Source organism: Pseudoalteromonas sp. Angola-7, assembly GCF_028599255.1.
GTDB lineage: Bacteria > Pseudomonadota > Gammaproteobacteria > Enterobacterales > Alteromonadaceae > Pseudoalteromonas > Pseudoalteromonas atlantica.
In genome coordinates this window covers 410,058-433,119 of record NZ_JAQREL010000002.1, presented here as the reverse complement: position 1 = coordinate 433,119, position 23,062 = coordinate 410,058, and the positions used below count along the sequence as shown (strand labels likewise).

Genomic DNA, 23,062 nt, shown 5'->3' with positions numbered 1-23,062 from the left:
AAAAAAAGGCACTTTTAAGTGCCTTTTTTTACATTTTTAGTTAATTAGTACTAGATGGGCTATTCGTCATCTTCTACTAGGGTCATCAGTGAAGTATTACCACCAGATGCGGTAGTATCTATACTGATCGTTTTTTCAGTAATTAAGCGCTTAATTAACGTATCGTAATACTCTGAAGTAATTACTGGTAAAATAGCGCCTTTACGCTGTGCAAGTTGTTGGCTGAAGTAACCTAAACGAGACGAACGTGCAGCAACCACCGCACCCGCTAAGTGAGGGTGAGCCAAAATAGCTTGTAGCTGATTAGGTTTTGCAACCTGGAACACGCCCTCAGCAACGCCTGTGGCAATAAACTTATCTTTAAAGGCTACCGCTTCGTCGTAAAATAGCTCTGATGCTACCGTAATTACTGTATTACCTGCAGCAAGTGCTGTAATGATTGAAAGCGCCCAAAAGTTAAATGACGTGCTTTTATCTGCATAACATACTACACAACCACGTGCTTCAAGGTGCAAGGTGTTTGATTCACCAGTAGGCCCAGGCAAAGTGGTAAACTTACGCATGTGTTTTTCTAAACGGTTAAGTTGTGCACGCGCTTCTGAAAGCGTTAATGCCAAATCGTCCGCTAGGTCATCAATAATTTCGACCGTTGCTACTTTAGCAAGCAACTGACGAACAGCTGATACACGGTCATTTAGCGGTGTTGCACGCCAAATTTTCTCATCGCGCATTGAGTTAGCCATCAGCTTTTCAACTTGCTCGTTTGCACCGCTGTAATGGTGTAAATCAAGCTCATCTGGCGTTAGGTTAGTCATTTGCACATTATCAGGTGATGCTTTCTCTTTTACTAAACGCTGCAGGTAGTTAGGACCACCGGCTTTAGGGCCAGTACCAGATAAACCACGGCCACCAAATGGTTGCACACCGACAATGGCACCAATCATGTTGCGGTTTACATATACGTTACCCGCACGCGACATTTTAGCTAGGTACTCACAGCGCTCTTCAATACGTGAGTGAACACCCATTGTTAAGCCGTAACCTGTGTTGTTAATTTGGTCAATCACGTTGTCGATATCATTCGCTTTAAAGCGAACAATGTGCACACATGGACCAAATACTTCACGTTTAAGTACTGATAAATCTTCGATTTCGTATAAACGAGGGGCAAAAAAGTAGGCGCCATTTTCAGTGTTATCAGGGATCTTACACTCGTAATGAAGTGTTGCATTACCTTTTAAGTATTCAACATGATCATTTAGCGTTTTAAGGGCTTTTTCATCAATTACTGGGCCTACATCGGTAGAAAGTAATGACGGGTCGCCAATATGCAGCTCGGCGAGTGCGCCTTTAAGCATTTCTATAATGCCATCGGCTACATCTTCTTGTATAAATAATACACGCAGTGCTGAACAACGCTGACCTGCACTTTGGAAACCTGAACTTATTACATCATCAACAACTTGCTCTGGCAGCGCTGTTGAATCCACAATCATACAGTTTTGGCCACCGGTTTCTGCAATTAACGGTACTTGAATATCGTTACGCGCAGCCAGTGTTTGTGAAATCAGTGTGCCTGTTTCTGTAGAACCAGTAAACATAACTGCCTGAATGCGCTCATCAGGTACAATTGTTTTACCTACCTCAGAACCGCGGGCAATCACCGGCTGTACTACATGCTCTGGTAAGCCAACCGAAAGCATTAACTCAATAGCGCGAAGTGCAATTAAGCTTGTTTGCTCTGCAGGTTTTGCAATAACAGTATTACCAGTCACAATGGCAGCGGCCACCTGACCTAAGAAAATAGCAAGCGGGAAGTTCCACGGGCTAATACATAAAATTACACCGCGTGCTTCAAAGCGCTCATCGCTTGCAAGTTCTTCTGCACGTGCCGCGTAGTAACGACAAAAATCAACGGCTTCACGTACTTCGTCAATACCATCTTGCGCAATTTTACCGGCTTCTTTAATACATATAGCGACGAGCTCGTCGTGGTGACGCTCTAAAATATCTGCCACGCGGCGTAATAAATTAGCACGCTCTTTTACAGATGTTTGTGACCATGACTCAAACGCCGCTTCTGCATTGGCCAAAATGTCTTTCATCTCATCGCCAGATTGCAGTTTAACGTGGCCGATGATTTCGTTGTGATTAGCTGGGTTTTTAACTGCTAATGCGCCTTCAGGTACTTGGCTTTGATCAATTAAATGCTCGTTAAACCAGCTTTCAAGGTTTTCTTTGAATGGCGTAATTACATTAATATCGGTTAAGTCCATGCCTTTAGAGTTAGCACGTTCGTCGCCGTATAAGTCGATTGGCATTTTAATTTGCGTATTGTACTTATTACGTAAACCTTGCAGTGTTTCTACTGGATCAGGTAGTAACGACTCAACTGGTTTAGTGGTATCTACAATGGCGTTTACAAACGATGAATTAGCGCCATTTTCTAGTAAACGACGTACTAAGTAGGCAAGTAGGTCTTCGTGCTGGCCAACGGGTGCATAAACACGGCATTGAATTTTTTCTTCATTTACGATTTGGTCAAATAAAGATTCGCCCATACCGTGTAAACGCTGGAATTCAAATCCGGTGTTATCGCCTTTAGCAACTTCTAAAATAGTCGCTGCAGTGTAAGCGTTGTGTGTTGCAAATTGCGGGTACAGTACATCGCGTGCTTCTAGCATTCTAATAGCACAGGCTTTGTAAGATACATCGGTAGTTGCTTTACGCGTAAATACTGGGTAGTGCTCTAAACCATCTTGTTGCGTGGTTTTAATTTCTGTATCCCAGTAGGCACCTTTTACAAGGCGAACCATCATTTTACGGCCTACACGAGTAGCAAGTTCAGTTACCCACTCAATAACAAAAATAGCGCGCTTTTGGTATGCTTGTACGGCTAAACCAAAACCTTGCCAGTTACCTAAATCTTCATCGCTAAATACCGCTTCAATAACATCTAGAGAAATATCTAAGCGGTCAGCTTCTTCTGCATCAACCGTAAAGCCAATGTCGTACTTTTTAGCAGCAAGCGCTAGCTCTTTCAGTTTAGGTACAATTTCGGCCATTACGCGGTCTTTATGCGTAAACTCATAACGTGGATGAATAGCAGAAAGTTTAACTGAAATACCAGGGCTTTTAACTGGGCCACGGCCATTTGCCGCTTTACCAATTGCATGGATTGCGTTCATGTAGCTGTCGAAGTAACGCTTGGCATCTTTCATTGTGCGCGCGCCTTCGCCTAACATGTCGTATGAGTAAACGTAGCCTTTTTGCTCTTTTTCAGCAGCGCGTTCAATGGCTTCGTCAATGGTGCGACCCATAACGAACTGCTTACCCATAATTTTCATGGCAAAGTTTACAGATTTGCGAATCACAGGCTCGCCTAAACGACCTATGGTCTTTTTAAGCATGCCAAATTGCTGTTCTTTGGTTTTATCTGTGTAGTTAACCATTTTACCGGTTACTAATAATCCCCACGAAGAAGCATTAACGAATAAAGAATCGCTGCTTCCTAAATGAGAACTCCAATCACCTTTAGCAAGCTTGTCACGAATTAACGTATCTTGCGTGGCTTTGTCTGGTACGCGAAGTAGGGCTTCGGCCAAACACATTAACACTACACCTTCCTCACTAGAGAGTGAGAATTCATTTAAAAGTGCGTCTACACCGCTTTGACCGTCTTGATCTTTTCGAATGTTTAAAACAATCTGGCGAGCTCTTTCCCATGCACGGCTTCGTGCTTTAACACCCACTTCTGCAAGTGGTAAAATATGATCAATAACAGCATTTTCATCAATGCGGTAAAAATCACGAATTTTCTGTCTTGTAGGACAGGTTGTTGTCAAATCGCCATTGAATAACATAAGCAACCCTTAGGAATGTTAATATGTAAATAGTAGAACAAAATTTATGTGCTTGGGCTGTTGAGCTAAAGCAACTTTGCTACCAATAAATTACCAGTGATGTAATGCGTGCATTCTAATTAAATTTCAGCAGAATATGCTGGTTAAATTTCACGATTTACGATAATTTACAGGGCATATTTTCAACTTATCCGTATAAAATTCTGTATGACAAGTCCAAATAGATTACGCCTGCTTGATCGTATCGATTTAGCAATATTAGACGTTCTTCAAAAGAACGGCAGAATTTCTAATGTTAACCTAGCAAAACAGGTTAATTTAAGTCCTAGTCCATGCCTTGACCGTGTAAAACGTTTAGAGCAAGAAGGCTATATAGAAGGGTACTTTGCAAAGCTTAGCGAACAAAAGCTGAATCAGAGCTTAGTAGCGCATGTGCAAGTATCGCTGGTGACATCTAACACGGCTGTTTTTAAAGTATTTAAAGAGCATATACTTAAAATTGAGCAAGTTGTAGAGTGCGATATGGTAGCGGGAGGGTACGACTACCTGCTAAAAATTAGGGTCTCGGATATGGATGAGTATCGACAGGTGCTAGGAGATTTGGTCGATATTCCGGGAGTAGGTACTCACCATACTTACATGGTAATAGAAAAAATTAAGCAGGATCCTGGTTTACGTTTGGATGTTTAAAAACCAAATGCTTATTGCAATACATTACATACACATTAAAAAAGCACCTAAGGGTGCTTTTTTAATGATTAGCCAGCGGCTATTAAACTTAGTTAACCAAGGTTTAGGTTAATTAAGCCCACCCTTCGTAGCGCTTACGGCGCGAAAGTACAACGGTAAGTATAATACCTAAAAACAAACCTATAAAAGCAATAGCGCCACCATAAGTAAGTAGTTGGCGTTTTTCTTTTGCAGTGGCAGCTTGTTTTTGAGCACGCTCTTGCTCAAGCGTTGTTTGCAGCTCAGTAATTTGTTGATTAAGCAATTTGTTTTGATTAGTTAAGCTTTGATTATGTTCTTGTAACTGAGGTAGCTCAATTTGTGCTTGGCGTAGTTTGTTTTGCACTGTGCTCATTTCGCTACTGAGTGTTTGATACTGCTGATGAAGCCCTGGCGTTTGCGATATAAATTTAGACTCAACCCAACCTTCACGGTCTTTATCGTCTTTTATTTTTATAAAGCCGTTTTCTTCTTTTGATAGCACGGTTAATTTAGTACCCGCATCTACAGAGCCAAGTAAGCGGTAGTTTTTACCTGCGCCAGAGCGCATAAAGGTATATAGATTATCGATTATATAAGCTGAATTTGCATCTGATGAATTGGCTGTTTGAGCTTCTTGTGCTTGGCTTATAAACGAGGTGGCTGTTAAAAGTAGCCCTAGTAAACAGTGTTTTAGCATTTATCTACCTTGTTAGTCTATCCGTGTCCGTTGTGGTTGTGATTGAGATTTTCACATAAGTAGTGAGATAGTATGGATTAAACGCGTTAATAGCAAGGTTGATATTGTAACCCAGTGCGGGCGTTGCTCAGCCAAAAAGGTTAAAAAATTTGCAAAATGAGGTGGCTTTGTTTATTTTGAGCACTTATTTATTTTAAAGGTAATCCTCAACCCTAATGGATACTGAGATAGAACTGAAGTTTTTGGTATCAGATGCTGTTGTTCCACTGATCCCCTCGCTAATCACACAATTTGCTAAAACGGTTATTAATAAACCTTCACGTAGTTTGCAAAATGCCTATTACGATACCCCAAGTAGAGAGCTAAGAGCCCTTGATATAGGTTTTAGAACCCGCTGTGCCGACAGTAAATGCGAACAAACAATAAAGCTTGCTGGCGAAGTTGTGGGTGGGCTACACCAGCGTCCTGAATACAACTTACCAATTGAATCAAGCCGTCCTGATTTATTAGCATTTAATAATGCTATTTGGCCTCATGGTATGCAAGTAAATGCTATTAGCAATAATTTATATCCTATTTTTAGCACTAACTTTATTCGTCGTACTTGGTTAATAGAAACCCCCAATGGCGCAAAAATTGAAGTCGTGCTAGATAAAGGCGAAATAGCTGCATCAGGTAAGGTTGATATTATTAGCGAGCTAGAAATAGAGCTTGTTGAGGGCAACAGAGACGAGCTATTTGCTTTGGCAGATAAACTTGTTAGCCAAAACTGTATTCGTTTAGGGCTTTATTCAAAAGCAGCTAGAGGTTACCGGCTAGCCGATGAAACACCGCTTAAACCAAGTAAGTCTATAGGGTTTGTAAAATTAAAAAAACAAGCAACTCAAGAGCAAGCACTAATAGAGGCCATGAACTTTGGTATTCGTTTTGTGCAAAAGCATGAGCAGTGTTACTTTGACAAACCAAGTTTGAAAACGCTCAAACGTGTGACTGATGGCATTAGCTTAATTAGGCATAATTTTTGGTTGTTTGACGATATTGTAAGTAAAGACAGTACTGAGCAATTAAGAACAGAGTTAAAGTGGCTGTTAAGTGAATTAGCTTGGGTTGAAAATGCAATTCAGCTAAAAACTTATACATCTAAACGCCATGCATTTTATAAAAAAATAAATGCAGCGCCTGCATTAGCGCAAGTTATTAACGATTTAAAAGAGCTACAGCCAAGCATTGATGATATTAATGCTTTGTTTCAAAGCGCGCGATACAATCGTTTATTGCTGTCGTTGACTACTTGGTTGGTAGATAAACAATGGCGTAAGTTTTGGGGGCAAACCCAACTACAGGCGGCAGAGCAGCCAGTAGCTAAAATTGCAAAACGTTTATTTAATAAAGATTGGCAAAATTTAGATAAGCTACTTCCTAAAGAGCAAACGCTTACAGCACAAGATTATTTAAGCTTACGCACCCAACTAGAAAACAGCTTATTAAGCGGTAATTGCTTAGGGTCATTGTTTGACAAAGAAGAGCGCTTAGAATTTAGACTGCCGTGGCTGGATATTTCTCATGGTATGTACGAGCTCAGCACGCTGGAATATTTAAAGCAGCTTTGCGGCGGGCAAGAAGACGAGCAATTGGCTAAAATTCAACAGTGGCTAGATCAAAAGTCAGATTACTTAGTCAGTGCAATGGAGCAAAGCCGTTTAGCGTCTTTTGATATAGAGCCGTACTGGCAGTAATATATTTAAGCAGGTGTGTATTGGCGCCTGCTTTTATCTTTTTGTTGAAACTTTCTTAAACCTCCTAAATTAAATAACCTCTTAATTTCTACGTAATAAAAATGGTGCGTTAGTCACTCGTTAACTATGCTTATAGTCATAAACCTACAACGGTAAGACTAATATGAAGTGTAGTGTTGTTTTGCTTTTTTTATTCAATAGTATGGGTGTCTATGCTCAAACCTTTACTTTTGGTGTAGTTCCGCAATATGAGCCTCAAAAACTCACTGCAATATGGCAGCCCTTTCTTAATAAAGTAACCGAAAAAACAGGCGTGCAACTAAAGCTTGTTACCGTGGAATCAATCCCGGTTTTTGAGCAAGGTTTTGCAGATGGCGATTACGATTTTGCTTATATGAACCCATGGCATAGTGTGATTGCTTACAACAAGCAAGGCTATTTACCTATAGTGAAAGATGCTGCGCGCCATTTGCAAGGCGTATTAGTAGTCAATAAAAACAGTAATATTGAATCCGTTAAGCAGCTTGAAGGCGCCGAAATTGCTTTTCCTGCGCCTAATGCATTAGGCGCTTCTTTATTAATGCGGGCGGAGCTTGCCCTATTGTATGGCTTAACAATAAAGCCTGTATATGTACAAACGCACTCATCTGTTTATTTAAATGTGGCACTTAACGCAACGCCTGCAGGCGGCGGGGTAATGGGCACATTAAAGCAACAGCCTCAAAATTTGCAGCAAAAGCTAAAAGTTATTTACAAAACGCGTAAGGTTAGCCGCCACCCCATTGTGGTTCACCCTAGAGTAAATAATCAGGTACAAGCGCAAGTTCAACAAGCAATTATAGAAATAGGGAGCGACCCTAAACAAAAACACTTATTAGCGGGTATTCCTATAATTAACCCAAGTAAAGCAAGCATTGACGATTACAACCAATTAACGCAATGGGGTTTACGCTCGTTTTATGTTGAAAATTAACTGGTGGCGCAGCCTAAGGGTTCAAAGCTTTATTGCGGTAATGGCATTTGGCTTTTTATTAATATGTTTATTTATTTTTTACGCTTTGCCAGAGCAAGCTAGGTGGGTAAACAATGGCCTTTCTAGCGCAGCGCAGCGCTCTTTACAGCAACTATCCACATCAATAAAAACCCCTTTATTAACTCGCCAATACGCACAGCTTTATGAGCAAATAGACGCGCAACTTAATACAAACCCTAATTGGAAAGCAATTAGAGTAGTAGAGCCGACTACAGGTATTCAGTTATATCCTTTAGATGAGTGGCAGCTGTTAGCGCAGCAGGGCAATGTTACGTTAAATGAGCGCATCACTTTTTTAGATAAACCTTTGGCTGAAATAACGTTAGTCGTTAATTTTGTAGACGAAATAAACGAAGCGGCCAAGCTACATTACACGTTAATTTATATTCAGTTTTTTATACTTGTGGTGTTTTTTATTGGCTTAGCTTGGTTGGTCGATTATAGAATTACCAGCCCTTTACGGGCGCTCGAAGTCGCCTTTTCTAAACTGGCTAAAGGGAACTTTGATTGCCACGTTAGCGTTCAGCAAAAAAATGAGATTGGCAGTGTCATAAATGCATTTAATAAAATGGCCGGTGAGGTTGCTACTAATCATCAAAAAGTAAACGCGCTGAGAATTCAAGCCGAGTCGGCCAGTAAGGCTAAGTCTGACTTTATGGCGAGTATGAGCCATGAGCTTAGAACGCCGTTAAATGCTATTTTAGGGTTAGCGCAGCTTTATCAATATGACAGTAAAGCAACCGAGGTACACAAAGACAATGCGCAAAGTATTTACCAAGCTGGGGAGCATTTACTTTTACTAATAAACGACGTGCTAGATTTAACTTCTATTGAGTCGGGGAATATGCAGTTTAATTTTGAATATGCCTCCGTGAAAGACATGCTACAGCATAGTATTGAAATGGTGAGCGAACTTGCCAGAGTTGAGCTTGTTACTATAAATACTCACAATATTGACTCCCTAGAAGGTATTTACTTATATGTAGATAAGCGCCGTTTTAAACAGGTACTGCTTAATTTACTTTCCAACGCAATAAAATATAACAAAGTGCGAGGTAAAATAGATATACGTTGCGAGATTGCTGATTCAAGCCGCTGTAATATTGATATTGAAGATACAGGGTGCGGTTTTTCAGAAGATGATATTTTAAGGCTTTTTAAACCCTTTGATAGACTAGGGGCTGAGACCAGTAAAACACATGGTACGGGCATAGGTTTAGTTATTACTAAAGAGCTTGTAGAGCGTATGCAAGGGCAGCTACAAGTAAATAGCCAAATAAATAAAGGCGCGTGTTTTACTATTAGCTTTAATGGTTTTAAAGAAAGCGCTTTAACCACTATACAAGCTGATGAGCCGATAAGTCACCCCAGCAGTGAGTCCGCAGGCTCTGCCACAGGTAAGCTCCCAGTATTAAATGTGCTGGTGGCAGAAGATCAACTGACTAATCAGCAGGTTTTAAAGCAGCAACTGACCATGCTTGGCGTTAACTCAACGTTTGCAAATAATGGCGAACAGGCCTGGCAAATGCTCCAAGATAAGTTCTTCGATATGCTACTTACCGATATTCAAATGCCGTTGTTAAATGGCCTTGAATTGGCTAAAAAAATCCGAAAAAACACAAAGTTCAATGAGCTAATAATTATTGCTGTTACTGCCAATATAATGGAAAAAAACATACAGGATTGTTACAGCGCTGGGATGAACGGTTTTTTAACTAAACCGATAGAGCTTGAAAGCCTAAAAGCACTGTTAATGAAACACTCGCAAGGCATTGTTCCTTCGCATACACAGCCGCTGCAAATCACGGCGCAAGCAAGCTCTATGTACAGTCAATTAGATATGCCTTTATTGTTTTCGATGTTAGGAAAAGATACGCATGTACATTGTTTAGTCTTTCAGGCGTTTTTACAAACCGCTTATGAGCAAGTTAAATTAATTGAAGCGTATACACATAGTTTAAACTACGCCGATTTATCTTTTCAGGCGCATGGTTTAAAGTCATCTGCTAAATCGGTTGCAGCGTTAAAGTTAAGTGACATTTGCCAGCAGATAGAAAGCTTAGCCGCTCAAAATAAGGTCGATGAAGCGTTATTATTTGCACTACAAACAGGGTTTAATGAAGTGGTTACACAGTTAAAAGTGTACTGTAATAAACATGAGGCATCTTCTTAATGCCTCATGTAATGGCCCTTTTAATTAATATTTAGCGGCCTGCCCTTTAGCGGGTAGGGAGCTTAAAATGAAGTCGCGTAAATCGTTATTTGAAAGCTTAAGATCTTCATGTCTTAGGTACATCATATGGCCGCTGCGGTACCCTTTAAAGCTTAACCTTTCTTTCATTTTACCACTTGGGTCAAGCTGCCATAACGTGTATTTAGCATCAAAGTAATTTGTTGCGCCATCGTAGTAACCCGCTTGAATCATGACGTTTAAATACGGGTTTTGCGCCATCGCTAAACGTAAGTTTTCGCCGGTATTATTTTTACTACGATCCCATGGGTGAACATTGCCAAATAAGTTGTATTTAACATCCGTTTTATAGTTGAGCTCTTCACGCAGGTAATAGTTAATTGCAGGCGTAAATGAGTGCAGCCAAGAGGTAAGCTCAGCCCAGTAATCAGGTGATTCGCCAGCATCGCGTTTATCAATACCTAAATAGCGCGAATCTAGACGTCCGACAGTTTGTCCACGCTCACGTAAAAGTTCTTTCCAAAAAAATCGAGTGGGAATATCTAAGTTGTTTTGCGCTACAAACTGCTCTGAAAGGCCTGCATATTCGGCCATCTTCTTTATTATTTGGCGTTTTTTATCGGCATCGATAAAGCCACCTTTAGCGAGGGCAGGAATAAGCTCATTAATAGTGAACTGTTCTACTTCGGGTAAAAGTTCATTGAGATCTTTTTCTTGCAAGTTTTTATTCAGTGCTTTGTGATACCACGCAGTTGCAGCAAAATAAGGTAAGCGATTAGCCGCTTTTATAGGGCCGTCGCGTTTTATACCAATATCAGTCGGCGATACTAATACCACCCCATTGATGTACATCCATTGACTGTTTTGTAGTTCATGGGCAAGGCCTGATACACGAGTAGTGCCGTAGCTTTCTCCAATTAAAAACTTAGGTGAGCGCCAGCGCTCGTTTCGGTTAACAAAGGTATTTAGCCATTCAGCTAAGTATTTTATGTCGGCATTGACACCAAAAAAGTGCTCTTTTTGTTGCTCTTTCGAAAGCATTTCACCTTTGGCGTTTTCTACTACGCGTGAATAACCTGTATTTACCGGATTTACATAAACAATATCTGCTACATCTAACACAGAGTAGGGGTTATCTTTTACGCCATAAGGCTGAATGGGGTAGCCTTCGTCATCAATTTTTAATACGCGTGGGCCAGTATAGGCTAAGTGCATCCATACAGATGCAGAGCCTGGGCCGCCATTAAACGATATCAGTAATGGGCGAGCTGCGGTGTCATCGACTTTATCTCGTGTGTAATAGGTATATTGTAAAGTGGCAATGGCATCGCCATTATCATTCCACACCGGCTGAGTGCCTGTTTTAACGGTGTAGCTCAAGCGTTCACCATTAATTTTAGCTTTATGCTTAGTGACTACGTGGCTATCAATGTCTATTTTTCGTTGGTTTTCTGCTGTTGCAGTACTACTAAGCAATACGATGGCAAGCGCTAAGGTGTAACGAGTTAATTGGACAAGCTTCATTGTCGTTCCTTATTTTTGTTTAGGTGCTATTTAAAATAAAAAACACACAAATAACAAAAGTATTGAGATTAATGGTCGATAATACTGGTTAAGCCTAAGCTTATACACGCCGACATTGTTTATTTAGGGATAATTTATCCTAGCGTGTTTAGCTTAGCTAAAAAATCAAGTATATTTGGTCGACTTTGTATTTGAAATTAAATACAAGCCTTGCGCTTAGATTAATGGACTTAGCCTACTCACTGGCTACATAAACAGAACTTTATTGGATGTTTTTCATAACTTGTCGCTTTAGTGCAAGTTTAAGTACGTAAAATAACAAGATTAAAGAGAAGTTTATGCAAAGAGTATTAGTGGTTGAAGACAGTAAAGTAGTGCAGCAGGTGCTACGCCACTTATCGGCTCAATATTTAGATGTCGCTGTCGATTTTGCCTGGTCATTAAATGAATGCCAAGACTATATTGAGAAACATAAATACTCGCTGGCTTTAGTTGATTTAACTTTGCCCGATGCACCTAATGGCGAGGTCGCTAAATTCACACTTTCACACGCCATTCCTACTGTGGTACTTACCTCAAAAATTGATGAATATAAGCGCCAACAAATGCTAGAGCTTGGTGTTATTGATTACGTAATAAAAGACAATCGCGATTCATACCATTACGCTATCAAGTTAGTAGCTCAGCTTTTGAGAAATCAAGGCTGTAAGGCGTTGGTTGCTGATGATTCAATGCTAAGCCGCTCCTTAATGAAGCAAATGTTAGAAAAGCAATTATTTGATGTAACCGATGCGCAAGATGGTCAGCAAGCACTCGAAATAATAAAAAGTAACCCTAATATAAAATTGCTCATGACCGATTATGCGATGCCATTAATGGATGGCTTTGAACTGGTTAAAGCGGTGCGTAATTTTAGAGGGCGCGATGATTTGGCCATTATCGGGCTTTCGGGGGCAGGTAAACATGGGTTATCGGCTCGGTTTATTAAATACGGTGCCAACGATTTTTTAACAAAGCCATTTATGAATGAAGAGTTTCATTGTCGTGTTATGCAAACAATGGAGCAGTTGTCACTGATTGCGGATATTAAAGAAAGTGCTTACAGAGACTATTTAACGGGTATGTATAACCGCCGTTATTTTTACCAATATGCAGAGCAACTATTAAAAAAACAACAGCAAAACACGCTTGCATTACTCGATATAGATTTTTTTAAAAACATTAATGACACCTTAGGCCACGAAGCGGGCGATCAGGCACTAAAGCAGGTAGCCACATTAATTAAAACTACGTTTTCTAAGTTTATTGTTGCGCGGGTGGGCGGCGAAGAGTTTGCCATTATATTAGATGATATAGACACGGCGCGTGGGCGAGAGTACTTAGAAGGCTTTAGAAAAAAACTCGCTAAGCATGAGTTTTTAATCAATGAAAAACCGTTTTCTATCACCATCAGTATTGGTGTGGCTGATTTCCAAAGTACTGATTTAACACAAGCCATGCGCATCGCTGATGCTGCCCTTTATGAAGCCAAAAACAATGGCCGAAACTGTGTTGTGTAGATATAAAAAATAACATTAATTACAAGCTAGTAGGGCGTCACTTTTGGAGATGCACCAATGTAGCTAAGTTGTTAAAAAAGCGCACCTTGATGGTGCGTTTTTTTTGTTTTTAATTTGCTATTCAAGATTATCTTATTGATATTAAGTGTTTTTTAATAGTGGCACAAAGGTTGGATTATGTAAGCCAACAGGATAACAATAAAGCGTCCGAGGGGGCCACTATGAAAATGATTAGTGCAATCATAAAACCATTTAAATTAGATGATGTGCGTGAAGCGCTCGCTGATTTAGGTATTGAAGGGATGACCGTAGTTGATGTTAAAGGTTTTGGACGTCAACGAGGCCATACAGAGCTGTATCGTGGAGCAGAGTATCAGGTAGATTTTATTCCTAAGATCAAACTTGAAATTGCTACTCGTACTGAAAATTGCCAACGCGTAGTTGAAGCAATTACCAAAATTGCATCAACAGGCAAAATTGGTGACGGTAAAATTTTCGTGTACGACTTAGATCAAATTGTGCGTATTCGTACGGGCGAACTTGATGAAGAAGCAATTTAAGGGGGCTGATTAATGGAAAACACAATTGTAGAACTCAAATTTTCACTCGATACCTTTTATTTTCTGGTGTCGGGTATATTAGTAATGTGGATGGCAGCAGGTTTTGCCATGTTAGAAGCGGGTTTAGTTCGCTCTAAAAACACCACTGAAATTTTAACTAAAAACGTGGCGCTGTATTCTATCGCATGTACCATGTTTTTATTAGTTGGCTACAACATTATGTATGTAGACAACGCTGAAGGCGGCATTATCCCTTCAATTGGCGCATTAATTGGCACGCAAGCGGCCGATGCTGACCACTCTTTAGAATCTGACTTTTTCTTCCAAGTAGTATTTGTTGCAACGGCTATGTCGATTGTATCGGGTGCGGTTGCTGAACGTATGAAGTTATTTGCTTTCTTAGCATTTGCAGTTGTTTTAACTGGCTTTATTTACCCAATGGAAGGTTACTGGACATGGGGCGGCGGTTTCTTATCAGAAATGGGCTTTGTTGATTTTGCAGGCTCTGCCATTGTTCATGGTGCTGGTGCTGCAGCTGCTTTAGCAGGTGTAATTTTACTTGGCGCTCGTAAAGGTAAATACGGTAAAAACGGTGAAATTTACCCAATTCCAGGTTCTAACCTACCACTTGCTACATTAGGTACGTTTATTTTATGGATGGGTTGGTTTGGTTTTAACGGTGGTTCGCAATTACTTCTTTCAGATAAAGAAAATGCAACAGCTGTAGGTCAAATTTTACTTAACACCAATGCCGCAGCGGCAATGGGTGCAATTGCTGCACTGTTTGTATGTAAAGTGTTATGGGGTAAAGCTGATTTAACTATGGTACTAAACGGCGCACTAGCAGGTTTAGTTGTTATTACAGCAGACCCACTTTCACCATCTCCATTAATGGCGTGTTTACTAGGTATTTTAGGTGGCTCACTGGTTGTATTTAGCATTGTAGCTCTAGATAAAGCGAAGATTGATGACCCAGTAGGTGCTATCTCTGTTCACGGTGTATGTGGCGCGTTAGGTATTATGTTAGTGCCTGTATCTAACGGCGATGCAAACTTTGTAACACAGCTGATTGGTTTAGTGACTATTTTAGCCTTTGTTTTTGTAGCTTCATTTATTGTGTGGGCTATTTTAAAGCAAACTATGGGTATTCGCGTAACCGAAGAAGAAGAGTTAAGCGGTATGGACCAACACGATTGTGGTGTTGATGCTTACCCTGAGTTTGTATCTGTTCGCAGTAACTAATATTAAATAGATTAATCATTGTGTTCACAAAGCCCTACCTTGGTAGGGCTTTTTTTCGTTTCAGGGAAGGTTAACTTTTCAGGTGTTAGGCTATACCCAATATGCTAAGCTCACACTCGTGAATAAACCTTGGAATAAATTACACTTAAATGGCTGACAACAAAAAAACACCCAGTAGTAAAACCACTCCTAAGCGTGCACCTAAAGCAACCAGCTCGCCACGTAAAGCTAAATCAAAAACGACTAAAAAAACGTCAAACACTGTTGTTAAACGCACATTTATGCGAAAAACATGGTCTGTTTTTTGGAAATTGAGCTTAGCTGTTTTTATTGCTATGGCCATGTATCTTATTTATTTAGATTCAAAAACAACACGTATATTTGAAGGTAATAAATGGCAGTTACCTGCCCAAGTATACGCACGCTCAATGGAGTTTTACCCAGGGCAGTTTTTATCTAGCCAAGAGGTTGTGTGGGAGCTTGAGCGCCTCAATTATTCATCAGTTAATAGGCTAAGCCGCACGGGGCAGTTTGTAAAAACAGCCGATAGCATAAAAATTTACCGACGCGACTTTGAGTTTTATGATGGCCTTGAAGAATCGCACATTATTGAGCTGCGTTTTGCGGGGCAAAAGGTAGCAACCATTAAAGATAAATTTGGCAGGCGCCTAAACAGCGCTCGCCTAGAGCCTGTGCAAATAGCCCGTATTGGAAATGATTCAAAGCAAGATAGAGAGTTTGTACCGCTTGATAAGTTTCCGCCTATGTTGAAAGACACGTTATTAGTGGTAGAAGATCGGGATTTTTATCAGCACCATGGTGTGTCGGTATTTTCTATTTTGCGCGCGCTTTATTCAAACATTAAAGCAGGGCGTACCGTGCAAGGTGGTAGCACCTTAACGCAGCAGCTTGCAAAAAATATATACCTAACGCGTGAGCGCTCTTTAGTGCGTAAAATAAATGAGGCATTTATTGCGCTTATTCTAGATTACCGTTATTCAAAAGATCAGATTTTAGAAGCTTATTTAAATGAAGTTTACCTAGGGCAATCTTATAACCAAGGCGTGCATGGCATGGGCTTGGCCTCTGAGTTTTATTTTTCAAAGCCTGTTGATGAGCTGGAATATGACCAAATAGCGCTGCTGGTGGCGATGGTCAAAGGGCCTTCGTATTACAATCCTCGTCGCTATAAAGAACGCACTATGGAGCGTCGCGACCTAGTACTGCGCTTAATGGTTGAAAACAAGCTACTAACTACAAAAGAATACCGTGCATCACTTAAACGCCCAATTGATATAGCGCCTATGAAAGCAAGTTTACAAAAGTCATACCCTGGCTTTTTAGAACTTGTAAACCGTGAGCTTAAGCAGTTATTACCTGATCAAAAAACACTAGATGCCGGTGTGCGTGTATTTACTTACTTTGATTTGCAAAAACAAACGGCAATGGAAGAGTCCATTCAAAAAAGTTTACCGTATTTAGAAAAACGCCCTAACACCGATAAACTCGAAGCAGCCATGATCTCAGTTAATGTAGAAAAAGGCGGTGTGTCGGCTTTAGTGTCGGGGCGCGATGTTCGCTACTCAGGTTTTAACCGAGTGCTCGATACTAAACGAAATATTGGCTCTTTAGTTAAACCCGCGGTGTACTTAACAGCCCTGCAGTTACCACACTATAACTTAGCCACATTACTTGATGACTCCCCTGTGCAGGTAACAAATGAGCAAGGTAAAGTGTGGCAACCTGAGAACTTTGATCACCAATACCGAGGTGCATTGCCACTTTATAAAGCCTTTAGTAACAGTATTAATATTCCTGCAGTAAATTTAGGCCTAGATGTAGGTGTTGATAAAGTAGCAAATACGCTCAAAGGATTAGGCGCAAAAGGTAATATAGATGAATACCCCTCGCTGCTACTTGGTGCTGTAGAAATGTCGAGCTTTGAGGTTGCTCAGCTTTATACCACTATCGCAGCAGATGGCGAGTATAGAGAGCTTACCTCTGTATCTGCCCTAACAGACTCGGTAGGTAACGTTTTGTATAAGCATAAAGTTAAGTCTGAGCCGCGCTTTGCAAAAGACGCTGTATATATGACTAAATATGCCATGAAGCGAGTAACAAAGGACGGCACCGCTAAGCGTTTAAATTTACACTTTCCATCAATTCAGCTTGCCGGTAAAACAGGCACTAGTAATGATTTACGTGATAGTTGGTTTGCAGGGTTTGATCAAAACACAGTGACCGTTGCATGGCTTGGTAGAGACGATAATAGAAGCACCGGTTTAACAGGGAGTGTGGGCGCGTTAGAAGCTTATATTCGTTACTTAAAACCGCTCAACCCTGAAGCAATAGCAGATACACGCCCGCCATCAATAAGATGGGCTTTCGTCAATGAAAGAACGGGTTTACAAGCACCGCCCGGATGCGGAAAAGTCATTCAGTTACCACTAAGAGCCAGTGAGTTTGAACCTAGGCCGCAGTGTATACGCTAATAAAATAAAACCTTAATAATAAAACCGCTAACTCAGCGGTTTTATTATATTTGCTTCACTATCTAACAATCAAAATTTGAAACTAAATAAATTTTAATTACTTTTTTTAGCTTGTTTTCTTATAAATAAATTAAAAAGCAGTAAGTATAATTAGAGTAAAGTAGCACTTTGCGAGATTAAAAATAAGAGCCTTGTAACGAGTATGTTAATAGTTTAATTAACTGAATTGTTGTTAATTAACGGCTTGTTTTTGTTTCTTTAAATTAACATTGAGAATCTTATATTTCACAAATAAACATGTAAAATTAAATTTAAGTTGTTGTTTTTAAATTATTTTTATTTCTATTTTATCTTTATTTAATTAACATATTTACAATTTGTACCCTTTTGTTACCCTCTGTATGCATTTTGTATAAAGTGCAAAAATAATTATAAACTTAACAGGGATAAGAGTATGAAAAATATTTTCAAAAAAAATCTTACGGCAATAGCGGTTCTCGCTTCACTAGGTGTAGCGCTTCCAGCAGTGGCATCTGATGTTGTAGGTTCTATCGATAATATTTCTACTACAGCAGGGTATACCGTAACAGTAAAAAATCCTGCAACAGGGTTAGAAAGAACATTAAATATTTCTGAAGACGGTTCATTTCGATTTGCTTCATTGCCTTCAGGTAGCTATCAAATACAAATCTTAAAAAACGGCGCCGTTGTAGCTGAAGATAGTGTGCGCGTTTCATTAGGTGCTAATGCAAAAGCGAGCTTTGATTTAGCACAAGTCAGTGATTCCGGTCCTGAAGTAATTCAAGTATTAGGCGCTCGTATTTCTTCGATTGATTTAACAACTGCCGATTCTGGCCTAGTTATTACAGATGCTGAAATAGACCGTATGCCGATAAATAGAGATCTTACCTCGGTTGCATTGTTGGCTCCAGGAGCTGTTAAAGGAGACAGTGCTTTTGGTAATACTGCGTCGTTTGGTGGCTCATCAGTAGCTGAAAATGCATGTTATATTAATGGCTTAGAGGTTACTAATACACGCCAAGGCCTTGGTTGTGGTGAAGTACCGTTTGAGTTCTATGACCAGTTCCAAGTTAAAACGGGTGGTTACTCTGCCAAATTTGGCCGCGCAACCGGTGGTACCATAAATACAACTACTAAAAGTGGTACAAATGAGTGGGAATTTGCGGCAGTTGTGCAATTTCAACCAGACTCTTTGCAAGAAGAGGGAAGTATTTCTCGTGGTAACAATGGCGCAGGTCAAATATTTAGAGATGAAAGCTTAGACACTGATAGCAAAACAGATGTGACTATTTCTGCTGGTGGTCCTCTAATTGAAGACACGTTGTTTTTCTATGGATTAATTAACCCAAGAGATACTGAGTCTACATACACGTGGGGTGGAGATGAATTTTCGCCAAACGATCAATACCGTAATGAATCAGCTTCTGGTGGCGATAATTTATTTTGGGGCGGTAAGCTTGATTGGGATATTAATGAAAACCATAGGTTAAGCTACTTTGCTTATTCTAATCGTCGTGATATTGAGCGTTCAGTATACGAATACAATAACGGTACTGTGGGCGATCGCATCGATGGCGCCATTTTAAAGCGTGGTGGTGAAGCACAAAGCTTAAGTTATACGGGTGTTTTAACCGAAGACCTAGTTGTTACTGCAATGGCTGGTAATATTAAAACCGAATATGAAACGCAATCAGAAAACTTGGTTTGTCCATCTATTACCGACTCTCGAGGTACTGCTAATCCAATCACTGGCTGTGGTGCAGGCGGTAGCTTTGGTGCCAATAATGATGAAAATACCCAATACCGATTAGATGTTGAATATGTATGGAATGACCATGAAATAACATTTGGTATTGATTACCAAGAGCGTAAGTCTGAGAATATAAGTAGTCCTATCGGTGGCCACAGCTATGATTACAGAACTCTTGCAGATAATGGTAGTTGGCAAGCCGATAATGGCGCACTAACAAATAACACTGGTGCCGCGCTTGACTATGTTGAAGACCGTATCTTTGATGGCGGCGGCAGCTTTGAATCAGAGTTAACAGCTTACTACATAGAAGATCAGTGGCAAGTAACAGAGGATTTCTCAGTTAAAGTTGGCTTACGTATTGATGAGTTTGATAGCTGGGGTACGACTGGTAAGTTACTAACTAGCTTTGAAACAGATATTGCACCTAGACTAGGCTTCACATGGGATCCTACAGGTACAGGCGACACTAAAGTTTATGGTACATATGGGCGTTATTACTTACCCGTAGCCAATAATACTATTTTTAGAGCCGCATCAGGGGTTAGTGATATAACCACAGCTTATACATATACTGGTGTTGATTCGCAAACTGGCGCACCAACAGGCCTAACACCATTAGCTGATACGCTTGGGAATGGTGGTATTCAAAACTCACAGCAAGTGAGTGGTGTACCGGTTATACCTGAAAAAGATATCTTCCAAGCGCAAGAGGCAGATCCATTCTCTAAAGATGAATATATTATTGGTATACAGCAAGCTTTAAATGATGAATATACAGTAGGTGTTAAAGGTATATACCGCGAAGTTGCAACAGCATTAGATGACTACTGTGGGCGATATGCATACCCTTACTGCGTAATGATAAACCCTGGTGATTCGTCTAGCTGGTACAGTGATGGTTACTACTGGAATGGAACCGATTGGGGAGATTCATCATTCAATAACGACGGTGTTCCAGATAGTGGTTCTTTAACTACCTATTCAGCAGAAACAATAGGCCTACCTAAAGCAAATAATGAATACACCGCTGTAGAGTTTAGCCTTGACTATAAAGCTGACACTATTCGTTATCAGTTTGGTTATACATGGGCTAGAAGTGTAGGTAATTTTGAAGGTGCTGTTAAATCAGATATTGGTCAAGCAGATGCGGGTATTACCCAAGACTTTGACTTCCCAGCAGTTATGGATGGATCTCAGGGCTATCAACCTAATGATAGACGCCATACATTTAAATTCTTTGGTAGTTGGGAGCCAATGGAAGACTTAACTGTAGGCTGGAATGCTACTTTACAAAGCGGGCGTCCTAAGAGCTTATTTGGTCAAGGCTATCCATCTACCGATCCAAATTTAAATGGCGGTTGGGGTGATACTTTCTACATTTATACTAATGAGTGTCCAGATACAAATGGCAACGGCGACTGTGATCAAGATGAGAAAATCTATGAAAAACATAGCCGAGGCACAAATGGCCGTACACCTTGGGTATTTAACTTAGATTTATCTGCTGCATATGATTTCACAGTATCTGATATCGACATGCGTGCATCGGTTAATGTATTTAACATTTTCAACTCGCAAACAGAGTCATCACTGAATGAACACTATGAGCAAAATGAAGGTGAAGTAAATGCGTACCATGATGCTGCATACTCTTGGCAAACACCACGTTACGTTCGTATAGGTTTGGAAGCTCGCTTTTAATACTTATTAATAACTAACCTTAAAAACCCTTCTTAATCGAAGGGTTTTTTGTAATTTAAAAGCACTTTTATTATTTTCAAGATTTAAAAAACTGCATTGATTTAGTTAAGTCATCAGAGAGCTGACTAAGTTGCTGTGCGTCTTGCAGTGTAGATTGCGCAGAGAGAAGAGTTTGATCAGCTAAGTTACTTACTTCTTGTGCATCACTTAATGCTTGGGTGGTTGCGTTAGATTGCTCTTTAACCCGCAGTGCTATCTCTTCGCCTTGATGTTTTATATCGCCCATGCTTTGCTCTGCACTTTGTAAAATATCGTTTGTTTCGGTGGCGGCTTTTACCGATTGTTCCATCTTCTGGACACTTGAGTGCATTTTTTGTTGTGTATCGTCAGAAGCTTGTTGGAGTGAGCTAATTATTTGGTGAATTTCTTGGGTTTGAGTTTGTGTACGCTGCGCAAGGGTTCTTACTTCATCAGCTACCACGGCAAAACCACGGCCATGTTCACCGGCTCGTGCGGCTTCTATAGCAGCATTAAGTGCAAGTAAGTTAGTTTGATCGGCTATTTCGCTAATGCCTTTACTTACTTTACTAATTTCTTGGCTATCTTGAGCGAGTCTATCTAAGGCTTGTTGGCTTTCGGTAAATTCAACCTGAAGGTCTTGCATGTATTTGGCAAGTTCCATGGTGTTGTTAGAGCCTTGCTTTACATGCTGCGCGGCATCTTGTGCTGTTAACATCGCTTGATTAGCAGACTCTTCTACACTCACTGCACTTTGCTCCATATTACTTAGTGCATCATGAATCGCGTTTACCCGTATTTGCTGTTTTTCAACATAGTTACTCGTTTGGCTGCTTGCCTGTGAAAGTGATTTAGTGGCGCCGCATAGCTCCACAGTACTTGCTTTTACATTCTCTAAAAGTTTTGAAAAGGCATTAAGAAGTGCGTTATATCGCGCTGCAATAATATCCATTTCATCATTAGTACTTGAGTTGATAACCGCATTTAAATCGCCATTTGCTGCACTTTGCGCAGCTTCGGCAAAGCGATTAATGGTATCGACCACAGCAAAGTAAAAACCAACCATTAAGTAAAATGCAATCAATAAACTAATTAATGATGCAGCTAATACAGTGTTTCTTGTCAAGCGTTGCGTGTTCAGTTTTTCATTTATTAGCGATTCAAGGGTAGGGATGCTTTTATCAATTAGTTGGCTAATACGACTAAGCACTTGGCTGGTAAGCCCTGCAAATTCGTTTTGTGTAAGCTGTATACCATCTGGTTCAAGCAGCTTTTTATCAATGGCTGTTTTAAAAGCGGCTATGGCGTTATGTAAATTAGTGAGAGAGGGCGTGAGTGCTTTATTTACAGATGCATCGGCCGTGGTGGCAATTGTAAGTATTTTATCGAGTTGCTGCTGGTACAAAGGGAGCGACTTACTTAAGTTTGAAAGCGCAATAAAAGTCTCTGGTGTAAAACGCTGATTAGTAAGAACAGTATTAGCGCTTTGCGCTGTCGCATTTATCTGCATGATAAGCGCAGGTATAGGCGTAACTAATGCGCGATTAACATAAGCACTCGCAAGTTGGTTATCTAAGGCTAAATTAGACTGTATTGAAACCAGCTCAAGTACGTCATTCATTTGCTCATCTTTTACATTAAAACCACGTGCTTTTGCTACTTTTATATTTTTATAGGTTTCACCCTGCATTTGATTTGCAAGAATGTCTCTGTAGCTCAGTAAACCTTGTTTTTGCATTTGAGAGACGCTTATACTCTCGCTTAATAAAGAGACTAAAAAAAACAAACTAAGCGCAAGGGGTAATAATAAAATACCAAAAACTAAACCAATTTTAGTTTTATATTTTAAGTTGCCCATTAATGATATAGCAGGTGCTGCTAAGTGCCTTAAGCTCGTCATACGTTTCTCTTGTGGGGTAAAAGTGAGTCTAAAAAGTGAGACCGTATAAAGGCTAAAAACC

At 40.1% G+C, this 23,062-nt stretch carries 13 protein-coding genes; 9 read left to right on the top strand and 4 right to left on the bottom strand.

All coding sequences use genetic code 11. The annotated features are described in order from the left end of the window. Positions 1–59 precede the first annotated feature (59 nt). Positions 60–3,863 (bottom strand): bifunctional proline dehydrogenase/L-glutamate gamma-semialdehyde dehydrogenase PutA, encoded by a 3,804-nt coding sequence (gene putA / locus PSH50_RS04545; RefSeq protein ID WP_024034315.1) that lies wholly within the window; start codon positions 3,861–3,863, stop codon positions 60–62. 207 nt (positions 3,864–4,070) lie between these two features. Between putA and PSH50_RS04540 the strand changes: the two genes are divergently transcribed. After that, positions 4,071–4,553: a winged helix-turn-helix transcriptional regulator gene (locus PSH50_RS04540; protein ID WP_004587169.1), complete on the top strand. Its 483-nt coding sequence runs from the start codon at positions 4,071–4,073 to the stop codon at positions 4,551–4,553. Positions 4,554–4,665: 112 nt separating this feature from the next. Here PSH50_RS04540 and PSH50_RS04535 read toward each other — a convergent pair whose 3' ends face one another. Next, complete coding sequence (locus PSH50_RS04535; RefSeq protein ID WP_054983196.1) at positions 4,666–5,271, bottom strand: TIGR04211 family SH3 domain-containing protein; 606 nt, start codon at positions 5,269–5,271, stop codon at positions 4,666–4,668. Positions 5,272–5,486: 215 nt separating this feature from the next. Between PSH50_RS04535 and PSH50_RS04530 the strand changes: the two genes are divergently transcribed. The 3 genes from PSH50_RS04530 (at position 5,487) to PSH50_RS04520 (ending at position 10,213) form a co-directional block, all read left to right on the top strand. Next, positions 5,487–7,007, top strand: coding sequence for a CYTH and CHAD domain-containing protein (locus PSH50_RS04530; protein ID WP_004587167.1), 1,521 nt, complete (start codon positions 5,487–5,489; stop codon positions 7,005–7,007). A gap of 163 nt (positions 7,008–7,170) precedes the next feature. Then, positions 7,171–7,980: a phosphate/phosphite/phosphonate ABC transporter substrate-binding protein gene (locus PSH50_RS04525; RefSeq protein ID WP_273586223.1), complete on the top strand. Its 810-nt coding sequence runs from the start codon at positions 7,171–7,173 to the stop codon at positions 7,978–7,980. Next, positions 7,967–10,213 carry an ATP-binding protein gene (locus PSH50_RS04520; protein WP_273586222.1) on the top strand — a complete coding sequence of 749 codons (2,247 nt, stop codon included), beginning with the start codon at positions 7,967–7,969 and terminating at the stop codon, positions 10,211–10,213. Before PSH50_RS04525 ends, PSH50_RS04520 begins: the two co-directional genes overlap by 14 nt. A gap of 24 nt (positions 10,214–10,237) precedes the next feature. Here PSH50_RS04520 and PSH50_RS04515 read toward each other — a convergent pair whose 3' ends face one another. After that, positions 10,238–11,755 carry a S10 family peptidase gene (locus tag PSH50_RS04515; protein WP_273586221.1) on the bottom strand — a complete coding sequence of 506 codons (1,518 nt, stop codon included), beginning with the start codon at positions 11,753–11,755 and terminating at the stop codon, positions 10,238–10,240. A gap of 338 nt (positions 11,756–12,093) precedes the next feature. On the opposite strand from PSH50_RS04515, the gene PSH50_RS04510 reads away from it, so the two are divergent. The 5 genes from PSH50_RS04510 to PSH50_RS04490 all read left to right on the top strand — a co-directional run bounded on the left by PSH50_RS04510 (position 12,094) and on the right by PSH50_RS04490 (position 21,083). Beyond that, a complete protein-coding gene (locus PSH50_RS04510) occupies positions 12,094–13,314 on the top strand; it encodes a response regulator (RefSeq protein WP_273586220.1) in 1,221 nt (406 codons plus the stop codon). A 221-nt stretch (positions 13,315–13,535) separates the two neighbouring features. Further along, complete coding sequence (locus tag PSH50_RS04505; RefSeq protein ID WP_004587162.1) at positions 13,536–13,874, top strand: P-II family nitrogen regulator; 339 nt, start codon at positions 13,536–13,538, stop codon at positions 13,872–13,874. A 12-nt stretch (positions 13,875–13,886) separates the two neighbouring features. Next, the gene (locus tag PSH50_RS04500; RefSeq protein WP_004587161.1) at positions 13,887–15,116 is read left to right on the top strand and encodes an ammonium transporter; all 1,230 of its coding nucleotides are present in this window, start codon (positions 13,887–13,889) and stop codon (positions 15,114–15,116) included. Positions 15,117–15,265: 149 nt separating this feature from the next. Then, positions 15,266–17,608 (top strand): penicillin-binding protein 1B, encoded by a 2,343-nt coding sequence (gene mrcB / locus PSH50_RS04495; protein ID WP_004587160.1) that lies wholly within the window; start codon positions 15,266–15,268, stop codon positions 17,606–17,608. A gap of 454 nt (positions 17,609–18,062) precedes the next feature. Continuing rightward, positions 18,063–21,083: a TonB-dependent receptor gene (locus PSH50_RS04490; protein ID WP_024034306.1), complete on the top strand. Its 3,021-nt coding sequence runs from the start codon at positions 18,063–18,065 to the stop codon at positions 21,081–21,083. 76 nt (positions 21,084–21,159) lie between these two features. Here PSH50_RS04490 and PSH50_RS04485 read toward each other — a convergent pair whose 3' ends face one another. Further along, positions 21,160–23,001, bottom strand: coding sequence for a methyl-accepting chemotaxis protein (locus PSH50_RS04485; RefSeq protein WP_273609326.1), 1,842 nt, complete (start codon positions 22,999–23,001; stop codon positions 21,160–21,162). Between the last annotated feature and the right edge of the window lie 61 nt (positions 23,002–23,062).